This window comes from Massilia norwichensis (assembly GCF_024753245.1).
In the GTDB taxonomy this organism is placed as follows: domain Bacteria; phylum Pseudomonadota; class Gammaproteobacteria; order Burkholderiales; family Burkholderiaceae_D; genus Telluria; species Telluria norwichensis.
Genome location: NZ_JANUGX010000001.1, coordinates 121434 through 139927 on the forward strand (window position 1 = coordinate 121434; position 18494 = coordinate 139927).

General features: G+C 65.9%; 14 protein-coding genes and 2 riboswitches. Of the genes, 7 read left to right on the top strand and 7 right to left on the bottom strand.

The genetic code is table 11. The annotated features are described in order from the left end of the window. The first annotated feature begins 11 nt into the window (after positions 1–11). Complete coding sequence (locus NX782_RS00510; RefSeq protein ID WP_258843519.1) at positions 12–1061, top strand: S41 family peptidase; 1050 nt, start codon at positions 12–14, stop codon at positions 1059–1061. A gap of 5 nt (positions 1062–1066) precedes the next feature. Here NX782_RS00510 and NX782_RS00515 read toward each other — a convergent pair whose 3' ends face one another. Together NX782_RS00515 and NX782_RS00520 are read right to left on the bottom strand one after the other, a co-directional pair. After that, positions 1067–1792, bottom strand: coding sequence for a phosphatase PAP2 family protein (locus NX782_RS00515; RefSeq protein WP_258843520.1), 726 nt, complete (start codon positions 1790–1792; stop codon positions 1067–1069). A gap of 54 nt (positions 1793–1846) precedes the next feature. After that, complete coding sequence (locus tag NX782_RS00520; RefSeq protein WP_258843521.1) at positions 1847–4375, bottom strand: DUF1631 family protein; 2529 nt, start codon at positions 4373–4375, stop codon at positions 1847–1849. A gap of 394 nt (positions 4376–4769) precedes the next feature. On the opposite strand from NX782_RS00520, the gene NX782_RS00525 reads away from it, so the two are divergent. Then, entirely contained in the window at positions 4770–5030 is a 261-nt protein-coding gene (locus NX782_RS00525; RefSeq protein ID WP_258843522.1) for a hypothetical protein, read from the top strand. A 120-nt stretch (positions 5031–5150) separates the two neighbouring features. Here NX782_RS00525 and NX782_RS00530 read toward each other — a convergent pair whose 3' ends face one another. Further along, positions 5151–5711: an ATP-dependent Clp protease proteolytic subunit gene (locus NX782_RS00530; protein WP_258843523.1), complete on the bottom strand. Its 561-nt coding sequence runs from the start codon at positions 5709–5711 to the stop codon at positions 5151–5153. Between the two features lie 151 nt (positions 5712–5862). Beyond that, a riboswitch (glycine riboswitch) is annotated at positions 5863–5948 on the top strand. Positions 5949–5984: 36 nt separating this feature from the next. Beyond that, positions 5985–6080, top strand: a riboswitch (glycine riboswitch). A 61-nt stretch (positions 6081–6141) separates the two neighbouring features. Between NX782_RS00530 and gcvT the strand changes: the two genes are divergently transcribed. From gcvT to gcvP, 3 genes are all read left to right on the top strand, one after another. Then, entirely contained in the window at positions 6142–7266 is a 1125-nt protein-coding gene (gene gcvT, locus NX782_RS00535) for a glycine cleavage system aminomethyltransferase GcvT (protein ID WP_258843524.1), read from the top strand. A gap of 66 nt (positions 7267–7332) precedes the next feature. After that, a complete protein-coding gene (gcvH, locus tag NX782_RS00540) occupies positions 7333–7713 on the top strand; it encodes a glycine cleavage system protein GcvH (RefSeq protein WP_258843525.1) in 381 nt (126 codons plus the stop codon). A 139-nt stretch (positions 7714–7852) separates the two neighbouring features. Continuing rightward, a complete protein-coding gene (gene gcvP / locus NX782_RS00545) occupies positions 7853–10759 on the top strand; it encodes an aminomethyl-transferring glycine dehydrogenase (RefSeq protein WP_258843526.1) in 2907 nt (968 codons plus the stop codon). 129 nt (positions 10760–10888) lie between these two features. On the opposite strand, the gene NX782_RS00550 is transcribed toward gcvP, so the two are convergent. Continuing rightward, complete coding sequence (locus NX782_RS00550) at positions 10889–12586, bottom strand: methyl-accepting chemotaxis protein (RefSeq protein ID WP_258843527.1); 1698 nt, start codon at positions 12584–12586, stop codon at positions 10889–10891. Positions 12587–12796: 210 nt separating this feature from the next. On the opposite strand from NX782_RS00550, the gene NX782_RS00555 reads away from it, so the two are divergent. Beyond that, complete coding sequence (locus NX782_RS00555) at positions 12797–13126, top strand: hypothetical protein (RefSeq protein ID WP_258843528.1); 330 nt, start codon at positions 12797–12799, stop codon at positions 13124–13126. Between the two features lie 93 nt (positions 13127–13219). Here NX782_RS00555 and NX782_RS00560 read toward each other — a convergent pair whose 3' ends face one another. Beyond that, positions 13220–14887, bottom strand: a complete 1668-nt coding sequence (locus NX782_RS00560; protein WP_258843529.1) for a peptide chain release factor 3 — start codon at positions 14885–14887, stop codon at positions 13220–13222. Between the two features lie 455 nt (positions 14888–15342). Here NX782_RS00560 and NX782_RS00565 point away from each other — a divergent pair, with 455 nt between their 5' ends. Further along, positions 15343–16155, top strand: coding sequence for a Crp/Fnr family transcriptional regulator (locus NX782_RS00565; protein WP_258843530.1), 813 nt, complete (start codon positions 15343–15345; stop codon positions 16153–16155). Here the strand turns inward: NX782_RS00565 and NX782_RS00570 are convergent. Continuing rightward, positions 16109–17653, bottom strand: a complete 1545-nt coding sequence (locus NX782_RS00570) for a CHASE3 domain-containing protein (RefSeq protein ID WP_258843531.1) — start codon at positions 17651–17653, stop codon at positions 16109–16111. The two genes, NX782_RS00565 and NX782_RS00570, sit on opposite strands and share 47 nt — an antisense overlap. 184 nt (positions 17654–17837) lie before the next feature. Continuing rightward, the gene (locus NX782_RS00575) at positions 17838–18470 is read right to left on the bottom strand and encodes a response regulator (protein ID WP_141837548.1); all 633 of its coding nucleotides are present in this window, start codon (positions 18468–18470) and stop codon (positions 17838–17840) included. Between the last annotated feature and the right edge of the window lie 24 nt (positions 18471–18494).

Genomic DNA, 18494 nt, shown 5'->3' on the forward strand with positions numbered 1-18494 from the left:
CGAGGAGAACCATGAAAAAGAAATGGCTGGTCATACCTTCTTTGTTATTGCTGGCATTGTTCGCCGTGTTCGCCGCCACGCGCCGTCCCGGCATCACAGTCGACGGCGCCATGCGCGCACAGACCATCGATGCGCTGGTGACCGGCCTGAACCGGTATTACGTCTTCCCGGACAAGGCGAAGCAGGTCGAGAAACTGTTGCGTGAGCGCCAGAAAGACGGCGCTTACGACGGCATCGCCAGCGGCACGGAATTCGCCGCACGGCTCGACGCGGACGTGGCTTCGGTGACGCACGACCTGCATATGCGAGTCAGGTTCAGTCCCGATCCCCTGCCGCCCCAGCCGCCGCTGCCCTCCATATCGCGGCTCGCAGCACTGGAGGCGCCGCGCGAGGACGGCAATGGCTTCATGCGCTGGATAGACCGGGTCAGGCGCAGCATGCAGACCTTCGGCGTCGAGAAGGCCGTTCGAATGAGCCCGAACATCGGCTACCTGAAGATCTCGGGATTTCCGCCGCCCTACCTGACGGCCGAAAAATACGCGGCGGCGATGAACAAGCTCGCCGATACCGATGCCCTCATCATCGACATGCGCGACAACCGCGGCGGCACGCCCCTGTCTGTGGCTTTGCTGATCAGCTATTTCGTCGACCAGCGCACCCGGCTGAACGACATCTGGGAACGCGCGTCCGGGGAGACGCTGCAGCTCTGGACGCAGGACAAGCTCGACGGCAAACGCTATGGCGGCAGGAAGCCGGTCCTGATCCTGGCCGGACCTCGCACTGCCTCCGCCGGCGAGGATTTCACGTACACGATGCAGGCCTTGAAACGCGCCACCGTGATCGGCGAACGGACCTGGGGCGGCGCCCATCCGACCATGCCCTGGCGCCTCGGCGACCATTTCAGCGCCTCGATACCGGGCGCCCGCAGCATCAGCCCGATCACCCACGGCAACTGGGAAGGCAGCGGCGTGCTGCCGGACGTCCCGGCGGCGCCAAGCGAGGCGCTCGAGGTGGCAAAGGGCCTGCTGCAGCGCCAGGGCCGCATCGCCGCCGTCCCTTGAGCTGGTCAGGTACAAAGCACCTCGAAACGGCGTTTTTGCGGCGCGCACGGCGGCACGTAAGGGCCCCGCGCCGGCTGCCAGCCGCTGCGCAGCCAGACCCGGTCGCTGCCGGACAGCTTGAGCGCCGCCGCAGTCAGCCATTGGTGGGAATTGATGGGGTCGGCGCGCGGCAGCAGCAGGGTCGCCGCCAGCAGGCCGAGCAGCAGCGGCTGGGGCGAGCGGTCGCGCGTGGCGCGGGTGTGGGCGATGAAGAGGCCGGCGCAGGCCAGGCCCAGCACGCAGCCGGCCGCCGCCTCGCTGGCCGAATGGGCGCCGACCTTGACCCGGGCAAAGGCCACGGCGATGGCCAGAACCGCACCGGCCAGCACCGCGGCGCGCAGCCAGCTGCTGGTGCGGCGGTCCTGCCCGCCCGGCCGCGCTTCGCTGCGCCGGTCCTCGCGCCGCAGTCCGCGCCTTTCCAGCAGCAGGAACAGCGCGACCGGAAACACCGCCGCGGCGCGCGTGGCATGGCCGGAAAAGCCGGTGAATTCGAGGGAACGCACGCCGATGCCCCAACCGAGGAAGGCCATCTGGCTGGCCACGGCGATCAGCAGCGCGGCGCCGAACAGCAGGCACCAGGCCAGCGCCAGCCGCCAGGAACGCGCGCCGACCAGCCACGCGGCGATGGCGACGGCAAGCAATGCGGTGACGTTCAGGCCGCCCAGGGCGGAGAGATGGGACCACCAGATCATGTCGGAAGCTGCGCGTAGCCGGGGTTGCTGACGGCTCGACTATACCGCAATCGTTCAGGCGGCCGCGGCCTTTACGGACGCATCGTTGACCGCCCCCTGCGCCATCGCCTCCGACAGCACCTGGCCGACCACGCCGTCGATCGCCAGCACGCGCGCGCCGCCGGCGTGCAGCAGTTCGGCCAGCTTCTCGGCCGACAGCGAGAAGGCTTCGCGCCGGCCGGCGCCGGAGAAGATGAAGAGCGTGCGCAGCGGGCTGACCCAGGCCAGCTTGACCTTGCGCCTCTCATCCGGCGTCCTGAACTCGAACCACATGCCGCGTTCCAGGCCGTCCACCGGCGAGATCGCCTGGCGGCGCGCGGCTTCCTGCTCGGCCGCAGCCTGCTCCAGCTCGACCCGGCGCAGCGCATCCTGCTGCGCGGCTTCGACCGCCAGCTCCAGTTGGCGTTCCGGCGACAGTTCGATCGGCGCCCGCACGATCGAGGCGTGGCATTCGGCCAGGCGGGCGAAGAACTGCAGGCGCTCGGCGTCCTGCCAGCGGATCGCGTCCAGCCATTTGTTCAGCGTCTGCAGCAGGCGCGGCAGCTTGGCGATCAGGGCCTTGCGCTGTTCCTGCGTCTGTTTCGGCTTGACGCTCCAGATCAGCTCATCCATCGCGCGGGTGGCATTCCCGACCGCACCCGGCTTCTCGCCCTCGATGCTGTAGGCGAAGGTCATGACCGTGGTCCAGCGCTGCTCGAGGAAGCCGCTGACCACCTGTTCGACCTCGCCGGCCCGGACCCGCAGCGCGACCGCGTCACGCGCGGCGCGGCTCGCGACCTGCAGCTTTTCCTGTTTCAGGGCGCTGGCCACCGGGCCGGCCATCGCTTCCTGCTGGGCCGTCTCCTCCGCGGCGATGCCGGCTTCCAGCTCGGCCACCGCCTCGGCGAAGGCGTTCGGCTGGGCCTCGCCGACCCGTTCGACGCTGCGCTGCATGACCTCGAACAGCGGGTCGGCGGCGTCCTTGCGCTGCTCCCAGCCCATGCGCGACAGCAGGTCGACCAGGCGCCGCGCCGGATGCGCTTCCTCGAAGAAGAAGTTCTTGTCGAGCAGGGCCGCCTTCAGCACCGGCACCTGCAGCACGCGCAGCAGTTCGCGGGTCTGGGGCGGGATGCTGTCGTCGAGCAGCACGGTTTCGAACACGCGCGACAGCAGGCCGAGCGTGCTTTCGTCGCCGCGCGAGAGGCTGCCCTTGGGCAGGCTCTGGGCGAAGCGCGGCAGGTAGAAGACGTTGTGCGGCAGTGCGCCGGCGGCCACCGGGCTTTGCGTACTGTCCTGCGCAGCACCTTGCACCTGTCCTTGCGCCTGCAGGCCTGGTTCGATGCGGGCCAGCAGGTCCAGCAGCGGTGCGACCTGGCCTGGGGCCAGCAGCGGCGCATCGTGCGGTAAGCCGGGGATCGGCGGCAGGCCGGCGGTCGCAAATCCGGCGGCGGGCACGAAGCCAGCGGCGGCCACGCTCCCGCCCGGCGCTGCGGGATAGCCGTCGGCCGAGGCGCTCGCGACAAAAGCGGCGCTGGGCGCAGCACCGGCCACTGGCGCGCCGGCTATTGAGGCAGCGCCCGCGAACAAGCCGCCGCCGCCCGACTGCGCCGACGAAACCGGCTGCACCGCCGCGGCTTGCGTCGCGCCCTGCTCTGCTGTTGCCAGTGCCGGCACCGCTGCAAACCCGGCCGCCCCACTGGGCCGCCAGCCGCCGCTACCGGACGGCATCGCCGGCAGCTCGGGGATCAGCGGCAGATCGGGCAGGCCGCAGTCGTCGTCGCCGAACAGCTTGCGCAGCTGCTCGGCCAGCGCCGCCTTGCCGCCGGCGCGTGCGGCGCGTGCCGCGGCCGCGTCGTCGGTCTTCTGGATGCGCAAGGCTTCGATCGAGCCCGGCTGCCCATCCTTGCGGGTCAGGCCCTCGACCAGGGCTTCGTAGAGGGGCGCGAAATCGAATACCAGCTCGGGACGCAGCAGTTCCAGGATCAGCGCATGCGACTCTTCTTCCGGCTCGAACTCGCGCCAGGCTTCTTCCAGGGCTTTCAGGAAGACTTCGGGACGGAAGGGATTGGCGTCGCCGCGCAGCACGCCCTTGTTGAGCAGGAGGCCGAGCCGGACCGAGAGGGTCGCCAGCGGCTCCGAATGGGCGATGTCGAAGGGCCGGGTGATGGCGCCGAAGGCGACCTTGCTGTCCATGACCTCGAGCGGGACCAGGCTGAGCGAAGCCGGCAGCGCCTTCTGCGCGGCGCCCTGCGGCTGCAGACCTTCGAGTTCCCGGCGCAGCGCCCGTTCGAAGCCGGTACTGGCCAGATGGAAGAAGGCGTAGCCGTTTTCCTTCAGCAGCTTGCTGGAACGGACGCGGCGGTAGACCTCGCGCGTGTCCAGGCCCGGCTGGCTGAGGTCCGCCAGGGCCGCGCCGAAGCGGGCGATCATCGGCGTCAGCTGCTCCTTGAACTGGTCGGCAGCAATAGCCGCGAGCGCGTCCAGCGCCGCCTGCTGCGTGGAGGCGGCCTGGCGCGCTGCCGGACTCTGGACTCGGCTCGATGACATGGTGGACGGTGGGTGCATGGATTGCCTGCATATATTGTGGCACATAATTGCCACATGGCAACCAATATCTGCAGGCGATGGCGGAAAGCGAAAAACCCGTGTGGCCACGCGTGCCGCACGCGCCCAAAGAGGAAGGAATGAATATGCTAATGCAGAGTTAACTCAACAATACGCAACTGCACTTAACGGCGCATCTCAAGTTCCGCAAAGCATATATATCGCGTCATAGCAATATTTGCAGAGGATTTATTCTTTGACTGTAGGTATATCTCCTACAATGCCTCACGCCGTGATCCGATACCACATCTACTGCCGGGCTTGCATTATTGCTCTACCGGAAACGCTACTGATTTCCAATGTTTCAGCGACGCTTCGGTAAGCAGGACATTTCCAATAATTGAAAGGAATGATCATGGCTAACAACAGCAAATCGGGTACCCAGGGCGGCTCGCGCCAGCAGCACGCAGAAGCTGGCCGTCAAAGCCACAAGAACGACGCCAACAAACAGTCGGGTTCGGGTTCGGGCTCGCGTTCGGGCGGCTCGGGTGGCACCCGCGGCGGCACCCCGGAGCAGCACGCCGAAGCAGGCCGTCAAAGCCACAAGAACGACGGCAACAAGCAGTCGTCGGGCTCGGGTTCGCGCTCGGGCGGCAGCCGCGGCGGCAACCGCTAAACCCGTATTCGGAATTCAATGACAGCAGCAGGGCCTGGGCGGGAAACCGTTCCAGGCCCTGTCTTGTTATGGCGGGAGTTCGGACAGCCGCGAAGCGCGGCCGCAGCCGCGCAGTCGGACTCAGATATTGCGCAGCGGCGCGCCCTTCGGCGGCGCGAAGTCGCGGACGTCGTTGACCAGGCCGGCGGTCTTGGCGTCGCGGCCGTTCAGGTGCAGGTCGCCGTACTGGTGGATGCCCCACTGTTCCGGCGTCAGTTCGATGTGCTTGCGCAGGATCGACTCGGTGCGGGCGTCGTCGGCGCGCAGGCCTTCGACGATGATGTTGAGGGCGTCCGGACGCGAGCCCGGCGAAGCGGTCGCATGCGACTTGTGGATCATGAAGCGCGCGGTTTCGCTGGCATAGCGGCGGGTGCCGGACAGGAACAGGATCACCGCGATCGAGGCCACCGCGCCGCCGTTGTACATCACGAACTCGACCGGCGCATTCGCCAGGAAGTTATACAGGCACAGGCCGTCGCTGACATAGCCGCCGTTCGACTGCACCAGCACGTGCGCGGTCTCGATGCCATCCTCGGTCATCATCGAAACGGCTTCGAACACGCGATGCACCATGTCGCTGTTGACGTCACCGGACAGCGTGAACCACGCCTCTTTTTGCTGTTTTGCTTGATCTTCGCTCATCGTGGGCTCTCTTCTGTGACAAAGTCGTGGAGTAAGTGTAACAAAACACGCTTTTTTCCCTATGGTGACGCACTGCAATAGTGCGCGCCTGCCTCTTCCCGGCTTTCCCCGCTTTCGAATTGACTTCCCACCACGCCTCGCATATCCTTCGCAGTCTTGACCGGGAGAGCGCAGCGCAGGCTGCCGCCGAAGGGGCATCACCCGAAAACTCTCAGGCAACCGGACCGGTCGGGGGACGCGCTGAAGCACGTGAAAAGCACGATGCCGCGGCTGCGGACCAACTCTGGAGAGCGGCTCTTGGTGAGCCCACCGAAGGGGCAGGCGGCAACGCGCCGCTATCTCTCAGGTACCGAGGACAGAGGGGTGCGAACTGCATGCGTGCGCAAGCCGTATGCCGTAACCCTATTTACCTGTCCGAGGATCTCACGCCATGACGCTCAAAGCGACGCCGCTCAACTCCGTACACCGCGCATCCGGCGCCAAGATGGTCGACTTTGGCGGCTGGGACATGCCCGTCAACTACGGTTCCCAGATCGAAGAACACAATGCCGTGCGCCTTGACGCCGGCATGTTCGACGTCTCCCACATGTGCGTGGTCGACCTGCACGGCGCGAATGTCCGTCCGTTCCTGCGCGGCCTGCTGGCCAACAACGTCGACAAGCTGCAGGTGGCCGGCAAGGCCCTCTACTCCTGCATGCTGAATCCGGAAGGCGGCGTGATCGACGACCTGATCGTCTACTTCTTCCGCGAAGACTGGTTCCGCCTGGTGGTCAACGCCGGCACCGCCGAGAAGGACATCGCCTGGATCCGTCAGCAGAACGACGCCACCAACAGCGGCCTGACGATCACGCCGCGCCGTGCGGATCTGTCCGACGATGGCATCGCCCTGATCGCCGTGCAGGGCCCGAATGCCCGCGCCAAGGTCTGGCAGGTGCTGCCGGGCACCCAGGCCGCATCGAGCGAGATGAAACCCTTCAACGTCACGATCGTGAACGACACCCCGTTCGGCGAAGTCATGGTGGCGCGCACCGGCTACACCGGCGAAGACGGCTTCGAGATCGGCGTCCCGGCCACGCAGGCCGAAGCGCTGTGGAATGCGCTGGCCGCCGCCGGCGTCAAGCCCGCCGGCCTGGGCGCGCGCGACACGCTGCGCCTGGAAGCCGGCATGAACCTGTACGGCCAGGACATGGACGACAACGTCTCCCCGCTCGACGCCGGCCTGGCCTGGACCGTCGACCTGGTCGCCGAGCGCGACTTCATCGGCAAGGCAGCCCTGCTCGCCAAGGGCCAGCAGCAGAACTTCGTCGGCCTGATCCTGCGCGAAAAAGGCGGCATCCTGCGCGCCCACCAGAAGGTCATCGCGGCCTCCGGCAATGCCGGCGAAATAACCAGCGGCACCTTCAGCCCGAGCATGCAGCAGGCGATCGCACTGGCGCGTGTGCCGGTCGAGGCGCAGGTCGGCGACACCGTGCACGTCGAAATCCGCGACAAGAAACTGGCCGCCTCGGTGGTCAAGCTGCCGTTCGTGCGCAACGGCAAAGTGCTGGCTTCCTGACAGCGCCACACAGACAAGAACAACGTATACTTACCGCCTCATCTCTCTATCCATTAGGAGCCATGCATGAACATCCCAGCCGACCTGAAATACACCGAGTCCCACGAGTGGGTCCGTCAAGAAACTGACGGCACCCTGACCGTCGGCATCACCGAGTACGCGCAGGACGCGCTGGGCGACATCGTGTTCGTCGAACTGCCGCAGGTCGGCAAGACCTTCACCGCCGGCGACGACGCCGCCGTGGTGGAATCGGTCAAGGCCGCCAGCGACATCTACGCACCGGTCTCGGGCACCGTCACCGCCGTCAACCAGGCGACCGCCGACGCCCCGGATTCGATCAACGCCGACGCCTACGGCGCCTGGCTGTTCAAGCTGCAGCCGAGCGACCCGGCCGCGATCAACGGCCTGCTGGACGCTGCTGCTTACGGCAAGACCACCGAAGGCTGATAAGCCACCCCGTCGTCCCCGCGCAGGCGGGGACCCAAGTTCTGCATGAACCGCGTCGGCTCCAGCCAAACTTGGGTTCCCGCCTCCGCGGGAACGACGTACGTAGTAGCCCGACTCCCTCCTTTTTCCGCCTCTTATCATGACCCGCACCAGCCTGACCCAACTCGAAGCACGTGATGGCTTCATCCCGCGCCACATCGGTCCGTCCGACGCCGAACAGGCAGCCATGCTGTCCGTCCTCGGCTACCAGAGCCGCGCCGCCCTGATCGATGCCGTCGTTCCCGCCAACATCCGCCGCAAGGACAAGCTGGACCTGGGCCAGTTCTTCGATCCGCTGCCCGAGCAGGCCGCGCTGGCGAAGCTGAAGAGCATCGCCTCGCAGAACAAGGTCATGAAGTCGATGATCGGCCAGGGCTACTACGGCACCTACACCCCGCCTGTCATCCTGCGCAACATCTTCGAAAACCCGGCCTGGTACACCGCCTACACGCCTTACCAGCCGGAGATCTCGCAGGGCCGCCTGGAAGCGATCCTGAACTTCCAGCAGGTGATCACCGACCTGACCGGCATGGGCATCGCGAACGCCTCGATGCTGGACGAAGGCACCGCCGCCGCCGAGGCGATGACGCTGATCCAGCGCGTCGGCAAGTCGGCCTCGAAAGTCTTCTACGTCGCCGACGACGTGCTGCCGCAGACCCTGGAAGTGGTGCAGACCCGCGCCCTGCCGATCGGCGTCGAAGTGCGCACCATCGCCGCCGCCGACATCGAGAACCTGCAAGAGACCTGCTTCGGCGTGCTGCTGCAGTACCCGGGCGTGAACGGCGACGTGCGCGATTACCGCAACGCCTGCGAAAAGCTGCACGCGATGGGTGCGATGGTCGTGGTGGCGGCCGACCTGCTGGCCCTGACCGTCTTGAGCCCGCCGGGCGAATGGGGCGCGGACGTGGTGGTCGGTAACAGCCAGCGCTTCGGCGTGCCGCTCGGTTTCGGCGGCCCGCACGCCGGCTACCTGGCCACCCGCGACGACTACAAGCGCAGCATGGCAGGCCGCCTGGCCGGCGTCACCGTCGACGCCCAGGGCAACAAGGCATTCCGCCTGGCGCTGCAGACCCGCGAACAGCACATCCGCCGCGAAAAGGCGACCTCGAACATCTGCACCGCGCAGGTGCTGCTGGCCGTGATGGCCTCGATGTACGCGATCTACCACGGCCCGAAAGGCCTGGAGCAGATCGCCCGCCGCGTGCACCGCTACACCGGCATCCTGGCCGCCTCGCTGCAAAGCCTGGGCTACCAGCTGGTCAACGACACCTATTTCGACACCCTGACCGTCATCACCGACCAGGCTGAAGAGATCCACCGCATCGCTTACGAGAACGGCGTCAACCTGCGCCGCATCGATGCGCGCCACGTCGGCCTGTCGCTGGACGAGACCACCGGCCGCGACGAGATCGCCCTGCTGGCGAAGATTTTTGGCGATGCCGCCGGCAAGCAGGCGAATGTCGACTTCGACTCGCTGGACAGCGATGCGCAGGATGCCTTCCCGGCAGCCCTGAGCCGCACCAGCGCCTACCTGACCCACCCGACCTTCCACCGCTACCACGCCGAGCACGAGATGCTGCGCTACCTGCGCTCGCTGGCCGACAAGGACCTGGCGCTGGACCGCACCATGATCCCGCTGGGTTCGTGCACGATGAAGCTGAACTCGACCTCGGAAATGATCCCGGTCACCTGGCCCGAGTTCTCGAACATCCACCCGTTCGCACCGGAAGACCAGACCGTCGGCTACCGCGAGATGATCGGCCAGCTGGAAGCCATGCTGTGCGCCGTGACCGGCTATGCCGGCGTGTCGCTGCAGCCGAACGCCGGCTCGCAGGGCGAGTACGCGGGCCTCCTGATCATCAAGAAGTACCACGAGTCGCGCGGCGAAGGCCACCGCAACATCTGCCTGATCCCGTCCTCGGCGCACGGCACCAACCCGGCATCGGCCAGCATGGTCGGCATGCAGGTGGTGGTCACGGCCTGCGACGAGAACGGCAACGTCGACCTCGCGGACCTGAAGAAGAAAGCCGAACAGCACAGCGCCAACCTGGCCTGCGTGATGGTCACCTACCCGTCGACGCACGGCGTGTTCGAGGAAGGCATCAAGGAACTGTGCGAGATCGTGCACGCGCACGGCGGCCAGGTGTATGTGGACGGCGCCAACATGAATGCGCTGGTCGGCGTGGCCGGTCCGGGCCTGTTCGGCGGCGACGTCAGCCACCTGAACCTGCACAAGACCTTCTGCATCCCGCACGGCGGCGGCGGTCCGGGCGTCGGTCCGGTGGCGGTGGGCGCGCACCTGGTGCCCTTCCTGCCGAACCAGGCATCGACCGGCTACCAGCGCGCAGGCGAGAACACTGAGCAAGGCATCGGCGCGGTGAGCGCCGCGCCTTACGGCTCGGCCTCGATCCTGCCGATCTCGTGGATGTACATCGCGATGATGGGCGCCGAAGGCCTGACCGCGGCCACCGAGACCGCGATCCTGAACGCCAACTACATCGCCCGCCGCCTGGCGCCGCACTACCCGGTGCTGTACACCGGCCACGACGGCCTGGTCGCGCACGAGTGCATCATCGACCTGCGCCCGCTGCAGGACAAGACCGGCATCAGCAACGAAGACGTGGCCAAGCGCCTGATGGACTTCGGCTTCCACGCCCCGACCATGAGCTTCCCGGTGCCGGGTACGCTGATGATCGAGCCGACCGAGTCGGAGTCGAAGGTCGAGCTGGACCGCTTCATCGAGGCGATGATCACCATCCACGCCGAGATCGTGAAGGTCGAGCGCGGCGAGTACGACCGCATGGACAACCCGCTGAAGGGTGCGCCGCACACCGCGGAAGTCGTCACCGCCGACGACTGGAAGCACAGCTACTCGCGCGAAGTGGCCGCCTTCCCGGTGCCGTCGCTGCGCAAGCGCAAGTACTGGCCGCCGGTCGGCCGCGCGGACAACGTCTACGGCGACCGTAACCTGTTCTGCGGTTGTGCACCGATCGAGGACTACGAGTGAGGGAACCTCGATAAACCTACTGCGCGGGCACATTTTGGGTCTGCGATGCTCGCCGTACCGTAAGTACGGCTGCGCTTCTCGACCCAAACTGAGCCCTGCTCGCTACGGTTTCTCGAGGTCCCGAAACTGTCAGTCCTTCCCTCTGCGGCTGCTAGCGAGCCTTAAGTAGGGGTGCCCGGGGCTGCCGGGGCGTCGGTCCGACGCTCCCGCAGCCCCTTCTTCATCGCCCTCCTCCGGCGCGGCCTGCACGGCTTCGTCGAGCCGGAACGCGGCCACCGCCTGCGACAGGCTAAGCGCCTGCTGCTGCAAGGTGCGGGCGGCCATCGCCGCATCTTCCACCATCCGCGTGCCCTGCTGGGTCAGCTCGTCCATGCGGACGATCGCCTGGTTGACCCCAGCCAGGTTTTCGGCACGCTCGGCGCTGGCGCTGCCGATGCGGTTGACGATGTCGCCCACCGCCTGCACCGAGCTGGTCAGCATCGCCATGCTGTCGCCGGCGTCGAGCGCGATGCCGGTGCCGCCTTCGATCGCCGCCATGGTCTCGCGCACCAGTTCACGCGCCTCGCGGGCGCCCGCCATGGCGCGTCCGGCCAGCGCCCGCACCTCGCACGCCGCCTGCGCGAAATGCAGGCTCTGCGGGCCGCTCTGGGCCGCCTCGACGGCCGCGCCGAGCGCCAGGCTGCCGGCGCGGCCGCAGGCGGTCTCGATGTCTTCGCCGAGTTCGTCCAGGCGCGCGGCCGAGCGGCGCACGTTTTCCAGCGTCGCCACCAGCCGGTGCACCACGCTGCCGCCCTGCTGGGCCGCGCTGCTGGCCGCCTCGGCCAGCTGGTTGGCCTGGCGCGCCGAATCGGCGGTTTCCATCATGACCGCCGCCAGGTCCTGCATCGAGGTCGCGGTGTGCTGGAGCGAGGCGCGGACGCCGGCGCGCGGCGGCAGTCCGGCGCGGCCGAGGGCGATCTCGCGCGAGGCCGAGCCGATCGAACGCGCCGACTCGAGGATGGTGCGCAGCGACAGGTTCAGGTTGCGGATGCTGTCGTCCAGCGCGCGCGAGGTGGTCGCGATCTCGTCGTCGCCGTCGACCCGGGCGCGCACCGTCAGGTCGCCGCTGGCCAGGCTGCTGGCGGCTGCCTCGATGGCGCCGATCTCGGCCAGCAGCGAGCGCCGCACCGCCATCGTGATCGCCAGCGAGGCCACGATCGACAGCGCGATCACGATCGGCATCAGGATCGCGATGCTCTTGAAATCGCTGGCAGCCTTGTCCGATGCCTCTTCCGACAGCGCCTGCTCGCGGCGCGACAGCTCGGCCAGGCGTTCCGCCACCACGCCGAACGCGCGCTCGGCCTTGGCCATGGCGGTAGCGCTGACCGACTGGTCCTCGCGGGCCAGATCGATCACGTCGCGTACCGCGCCTTCGTACAGGCGCCAGGCCGACGCCGCCTGCTCGACGTAGCGCAGCTCGGCGTCGCGGTAGCGGGCCGGGCTGTTCTGGGCCATGCGCGAAAGGTTGGCGAAGCCGCGCTCGATGGCAGTCTGCTGTTGTTGAACGTCTTGTACCAGCGGCTCGATCCGGGTACGCGGGAAGCTGCCGCTGATCCAGGTCAGGATCTGGTAGGCTTGGGCATGCGCGCGCTGGGCGGAGGCGACGAGGTCGGCGGCCGCCCGCATGTGGGTGGCGCGCTGCTGCACGATGGCGTCCAGCGAGTCGTTCTGCCGCACCATCGCGAGATAGGCGCCGCAGGACAGGATTACCAGCAACAGCAGGACGGCGCCTGGCGCCAGCAAAAGCTTGGGGCCGATCCGCAGGCGGCTCAGCATGTTGAGCGTCATTGTTTTCTCTCCCTGTCAACGATGTCGCTTGGAGCGGCTAACACAGCCGCCATAGCAGCGTTGCATCGTCTCGCCGTACTAGCGTACTGTCTTCGACGATGCGCCTTGCCCTGGCGGCTTTGTTAGCCGCTCTGCAAGACGTGCATTAGGGAAATTTACGCTGTAGCGCAAGGTCGCCCTTGTGCCTGCTCAAACTATGAAAGAAGACGCATGAACCGTTCCAAAGGGCTTGCAGCCCTGCTGTCCGCCCTGGTTTTCCCCGGCATTGGCCAGTGGTACCTGGGCCGGCGCGGCCTCGCCCTGCTGTTCGCGGTGCCGGCGCTGGTGGCTGGCTATGTTTATTTGAATTTCGCGCTGGATGAAGCGAATGCGCTGGCGGGCCAGCTGCTGGGCGGCAGCATGCCGCTCGATCCGGCGGCGATTGCGGCCAGGCTGGAGGGGCGGCCTACGCCCTTGTCGGTGACGCTGTCGGGTTGGGTGTTTGCGCTGTGCTGGGTGGGTAGCGTGCTGGAGGCGTGGCTGGGGAAGAGGAAGATGTGATGCGCAGGGACGTGGGCACGGGGTGCCCACCCTACGTCGGCCGCGCGTCACACGTAGGGCGGGCACCCCGTGCCCGCGTATGCCCCTACACGATCAATCCAGCTTGGCAGCGTGCTCGCGCGTCGCGTGGAACTGCAGCTTCGGCCAGCGTTCCTGCGTCAGGCGCAGGTTGACGCCGGAGGTCGCGAGGAAGGCCAGGTTGCCGGCAGCATCGTAGGCGACTTGCGGCGCCAGCTGCGATTCGAAGTCGGACAGCGCCTTCTTGTCGTCGCTGGACACCCAGCGCGCGCTGCTGATGCTGGAGCCTTCGAACACGGCGTCGACGCCGTACTCGTTCAGCAGGCGGCTGGCGACCACCTCGAACTGCAGCACGCCGACCGCGCCAAGGATCAGATCCGAGCCGATGACCGGCTTGAAGACCTGCACGGCGCCCTCTTCGCCCAGCTGCTGCAGGCCCTTGTGAAGCTGCTTGGTCTTCAGCGGATTGCGGATGCGCACCGTGCGGAACAGGTCCGGCGCGAAGTACGGGATGCCGGTGAAGGTCAGCAGTTCGCCTTCCGAGAAGCTGTCGCCGATCTGCATGTTGCCGTGGTTCGGCAGGCCGATGATGTCGCCGGCGTAGGCTTCCTCGACCTGTTCGCGGCTCGAGGCCATGAAGGTCACCACCGACGAGAGCTTCACTTCGCGGCCGAGGCGCAGGTGCCTGACCTTCATGCCCTTGTCGAAGCGTCCCGAGCACACGCGCAGGAACGCGATGCGGTCGCGGTGGGCCGGGTCCATGTTGGCCTGGATCTTGAAGACGAAGCCGGAGAAGCGTTCTTCCTCGGGCTTCACGGCGCGCACGGTGGCATCGCGCTCGCGCGGGGCCGGGGCCCAGTCGATCAGGGCCGACAGGATCTCGCGCACGCCGAAGTTGTTGATCGCCGAGCCGAAGAACACCGGGGTCTGCACGCCCGACAGGAAGCGCTCCAGGTCGAACACGTGGGAAGCGCCGTGCACCAGCTCCACTTCCATCTTGAGCTGTTCGATCTCCATCGGGAACATCTCGGCCAGGCGCGGGTTGTCGATGCCCTTGATGATCTCGTAGTCGCCGTCGGCCTTTTCCTCGCCGGCCTTGAACAGCATGATCTCATCCTTGATCAGGTGATAGACGCCGCGGAAGTTCTTGCCCATGCCGATCGGCCAGGTCACCGGGGCGCACTCGATCTTCAGCACCGATTCCACTTCGTCCAGCAGCTCGAGCGGATCGCGGGTCTCGCGGTCCATCTTGTTCATGAAGGTGACGATCGGGGTCGCGCGCATGCGGCAGACGTCCAGCAGCTTGATGGTCTGCTCTTCCACGCCCTTGGCGGCGTCGATCACCATCAGCGCCGAGTCGACCGCGGTCAGCACGCGGTAGGTGTCTTCCGAGAAGTCCTGGTGGCCCGGGGTGTCGAGCAGGTTGATCACGTGCTCGCGGAATTCGAACTGCATCACCGAAGACGCGACCGAGATGCCGCGCTGCTTCTCGATGTCCATCCAGTCGGAAGTGGCGTGGCGCCCGCTCTTGCGGCCCTTGACGGTACCGGCCAGCTGGATCGCGCCCGAGAACAGCAGGAGCTTTTCGGTGAGCGTGGTCTTACCGGCATCGGGGTGGGAAATGATGCCGAAGGTGCGGCGGCGCTGGACTTCGCGCGCGATCTGCGCGGCGGTCTTGGCCGAGGGGGCGTCGAGGACGTCGTCGACGTTGTCAGGAGTGCTTGCTGCGGTTTCGTTGGACATGGTCTCGCCTTTGCGGCGCGTGTGCATAAACGCGCGATTTTACCGAGTCTCGCCCGGTTTGTCTTTAAATCCGCTGTAGGACAAGTCGGGCTCGCTCTGCCACGACTTGTGAAGTTTTCGTTAACGGCGGTAAACGGCCTTATCGGGCGCTATGTTCCTGATGAACCTAAGAAAGGCCTATTTGTTGTCAGGACGTCATATAAGGCTGAGCGCGAAACCGTTTTTATGTTAATTGACCATTTCAAGAATGCTAAAAATAGCCTTTTTCGAATGTTTCTCTCTAGTAGGACTGGACTGACAAAACATCCTGCATAGAACCTACATGGGGGCGACGACTAGTCTTATGTTCGGCAAGAGACTATGGCAATAAAGTACACACATCGCGATGAGGAAACCCATCCAAGCATTCGCCCCCCATGAAGTACGTGAAGTAAGTCAGAGATAACGAGGACAATATGAATAACGCTCAACTTGGTGTTGCCGCCCAGAAGACTCAGTCGGTCAACCAGATTCCCGCATCGGCCGAGGAATTCAAAGTGGCGTCCCGTCCGGTCGTCAGCTATAGCGGCACCCAACAGAATGAGTTGCTCGCGGCCCTGCCGCGCCAAGACCTGGAAACCCTGTTTGAACACCTGGAACTGGTCCCGCTGCCTTTCGGCAAGGAACTGTTCGAATACGGCAGCAAGCTCGAATACGTTTATTTCCCGACCACCGCCATCGTCTCTCTGCTGTACGTGATGGAAGACGGCGCCACCACCGAAATCGCCGTGGTCGGCCATGAAGGTGCGGTCGGCGTCTCCCTGTTCATGGGCGAGCGCGCCACCTGCAGCGCCGTGGTCCAGAGCGCCGGCTACGGCTACCGCCTGAAGACCCAGTTCCTGCGCGACGCCTTCAACAAGGGCGGCGCCCTGCCGCAACTGCTGATGCGCTACACCAATGCGCTGTTCGCCCAGATGGCCCAGAACGCCGTCGGCGGCCGCCACAGCTCGATCGAGCAGAAACTGTGCCGCTGGCTGCTGGACCGCCTGGACCGCTCGGCCAGCAACGAACTGAAGGTGACCCAGGAACTGATCTCGATCATGCTGGGCGTGCGCCGCGAAAGCATCACCGCTGCCGCCGGCAAGCTGCAGGACGAAGGCCTGATCCAGTACCGCCGCGGCAACATCACCGTGCTGAACCGCCAGGGCCTGGAAGACTACGCCGGCGAGTGCTACAAGGTCGCTAAGAGCGAGTACGATCGTCTGCTGATGGATGTGGCACGCGCATAAACCTTGCCGTACTGCCGCCGATTGCCAACTGCGCATCGGCGGCTTGTTGTTGCAGTTGTTGTTCAATGGCCGGCAGCGCCGAGGTGCCCGATAAGGCGCCCAGAGATTCGGCGGCCGGCGCGGCCAGCGGTACCCAGGCCTGTACGCAAGTCCCCTGCCCGTTCACCCCACGTTCCACCGTCAAGGTCCCGCCCAGCAGCAAGGCGCGTTCGCGCATGCCCAGCAGGCCGTGCGACTTCGGACGCCGCATCGCGTCCGGCGGAATCCCGACCCCATCGTCGCTGACTTCGAGCGCCAGCCCCTCGCCCTCGCGTGCTAAATGCACGACCACGTGGCGCGCCTGCGCATACTTGGCGACATTGTTGAGCGATTCCTGGGCGATGCGGAACAGCGCGATCGCATGCATGGGACCGGCGCTGTCGACGTCGCCCTCGACCAGGGCTTCGCAGTCCAGCTGGGCGGCACGCGCGAAATCGCTGCAATAACTCTGCAGTGCCGCCGCCAGGCCCATATTGTCCAGCAGGCTGGGGCGCAAGTCTTCGATGATGCGGCGCTTCAGCTCCACGGTCTGGAGCAGGGTCTTGCGGGCGCAGCCGAGTGCGGCTGCCTGCGCCGGGTGGCTGTCCTTCAAATGCTCGCCGACCGTGGACAGCGCCATGCCGATGGCCGTCAGGTTGGCGCCCATCTCATCGTGCAGCTCGCGTGCCAGGCGCGCCTTTTCCTCTTCCGACACGCTGATCAGGTGGCGCGACAGCACCGACAGCTGCTCGGTGCGCGCCGCCACCAGCGTTTCGAGCTGGTCATTGCTCTCCTGTAGCGCGCGCTCGGCGGACAGGCGCAGCGAGAAACTGCGCCAGATCAGGTGATAGAACAGCACCAGCACGACGATGGCGACCAGGTTGATGCCCACGCCCAGCAGCGCCGTGCGGCGGTACTGGTCGTAGAAGCCGGCACCGCGCGCGGCCAGCAATTCGTTCTGCTCCTGCGTCATCACCACCACCTGCAGGCGGATCTCGTCCATGCGGACCAGGTCTTCCTGGGTACGGGCGATGGCGACGATGTCGTCCAGGCCGCCGTGGCGATACACGTCCAGCGACTCGTTCATCAGGCCGACGCGGCGCCGCACCAGGGTCTGCAGCTGGGCCAGGTTCTTCAGTTGCGAGGGATTGTCGGCGAGGAGCGTCCTGAGCGTTTCGAACTCGCCTTCGAGTTCGCGCTGGGCCGTACGCAGCGGGCCGAGATAGGTCTCGGAACCGGACAGGAAATAGCCGCGCAAGCCGCTGTCCGCGTCGGTGACGAGCAGGTTCACATACTGCAAGCGGCTCGATACCCGGTCCGCCTGGGCCTGGCTCGCATTGGTTGCCTTCAACTCACCGAGGTTGCGCACCAGACTGACGCCGTTCAGCACCAGGATGAGCACGCACACCGCACCCAGCAGGGTTTGGTACCACGGCAGGCTGCGCACCGGCCGGTAGGCAGGGTCCGCACTGAAATACATCCTGGAGATCCTCTCACGCAGCGACGATGTGCGCGATTATAGACTGAGAGAAATATGTATGCAGGCCAGCGAGGGCTGGCGTGCGGAGGGGTGATGCAAGAAGACGACGCGGCAGGTACGCCGCCCTCTCGCAGATCTGCCCGGCGGGCAGACATGCCCTGCTCAGACGAGCAGAGCGCCCTGCTCAGTCGAGCAAGTTGTTCTTCATGGCGTAATAGGTCAGGTCGCTGTTCGACTGCAGGCCCATCTTTTCCATGATGCGGGTACGGTAGGTCGAAACCGTTTTGATCGACAGCGACAGTGCATTGCCGATGTCCGACACGGTCGCGCCCTTGGCCAGGCGCAGGAAGACCTGGAACTCGCGGTCCGACAGCTCCGTGTGCAGCGCCGTGTTCGGGTCGCGGTCGAAGCTCTGGGCCAGCAGCTCGCCGACCTGGGAGCTGACGTAGCGGCGGCCCTGGTAAACGGTACGCACGGCGGTCTTGAGCTCGTCGGCGTCGCACTCCTTGTTCAGGTAGCCATTGGCGCCCATCTTGAACAGGTTGAGCGCGTACTGCTGCGCCGGATAGCCCGACAGGATCAGCACCGGCAGGTTCGGCTGGCCCTGGCGGATGGTGCGCAGGATGTCGATGCCGCTTTGGTCCGGCATTGCAATATCCAATAGCAGCACGTCGCAAATCTCGCGACGTGCGATGTCGAGGGCTTCACGCCCGGTAGCGCCCTCGGCCACGACTTCAAAGTCGCCCGACGACGAAAAAATCTGTTTGAAACCTGCTCGAACTATCTGGTGATCGTCACAAATGGCAACGCGTATCATTGTCTTCCCTTAGATTTTTCCTGA

Bases quoted from the DNA above. Each gene is read 5' to 3' on its own strand.
- NX782_RS00510 (WP_258843519.1), top strand. From the start codon at position 12: ATGAAAAAGAAATGGCTGGTCATACCTTCTTTGTTATTGCTGGCATTG.
- NX782_RS00515 (WP_258843520.1), bottom strand. From the start codon at position 1,792: ATGATCTGGTGGTCCCATCTCTCCGCCCTGGGCGGCCTGAACGTCACC.
- NX782_RS00520 (WP_258843521.1), bottom strand. From the start codon at position 4,375: ATGCACCCACCGTCCACCATGTCATCGAGCCGAGTCCAGAGTCCGGCA.
- NX782_RS00525 (WP_258843522.1), top strand. From the start codon at position 4,770: ATGGCTAACAACAGCAAATCGGGTACCCAGGGCGGCTCGCGCCAGCAG.
- NX782_RS00530 (WP_258843523.1), bottom strand. From the start codon at position 5,711: ATGAGCGAAGATCAAGCAAAACAGCAAAAAGAGGCGTGGTTCACGCTG.
- gcvT (WP_258843524.1), top strand. From the start codon at position 6,142: ATGACGCTCAAAGCGACGCCGCTCAACTCCGTACACCGCGCATCCGGC.
- gcvH (WP_258843525.1), top strand. From the start codon at position 7,333: ATGAACATCCCAGCCGACCTGAAATACACCGAGTCCCACGAGTGGGTC.
- gcvP (WP_258843526.1), top strand. From the start codon at position 7,853: ATGACCCGCACCAGCCTGACCCAACTCGAAGCACGTGATGGCTTCATC.
- NX782_RS00550 (WP_258843527.1), bottom strand. From the start codon at position 12,586: ATGACGCTCAACATGCTGAGCCGCCTGCGGATCGGCCCCAAGCTTTTG.
- NX782_RS00555 (WP_258843528.1), top strand. From the start codon at position 12,797: ATGAACCGTTCCAAAGGGCTTGCAGCCCTGCTGTCCGCCCTGGTTTTC.
- NX782_RS00560 (WP_258843529.1), bottom strand. From the start codon at position 14,887: ATGTCCAACGAAACCGCAGCAAGCACTCCTGACAACGTCGACGACGTC.
- NX782_RS00565 (WP_258843530.1), top strand. From the start codon at position 15,343: ATGAATAACGCTCAACTTGGTGTTGCCGCCCAGAAGACTCAGTCGGTC.
- NX782_RS00570 (WP_258843531.1), bottom strand. From the start codon at position 17,653: ATGTATTTCAGTGCGGACCCTGCCTACCGGCCGGTGCGCAGCCTGCCG.
- NX782_RS00575 (WP_141837548.1), bottom strand. From the start codon at position 18,470: ATGATACGCGTTGCCATTTGTGACGATCACCAGATAGTTCGAGCAGGT.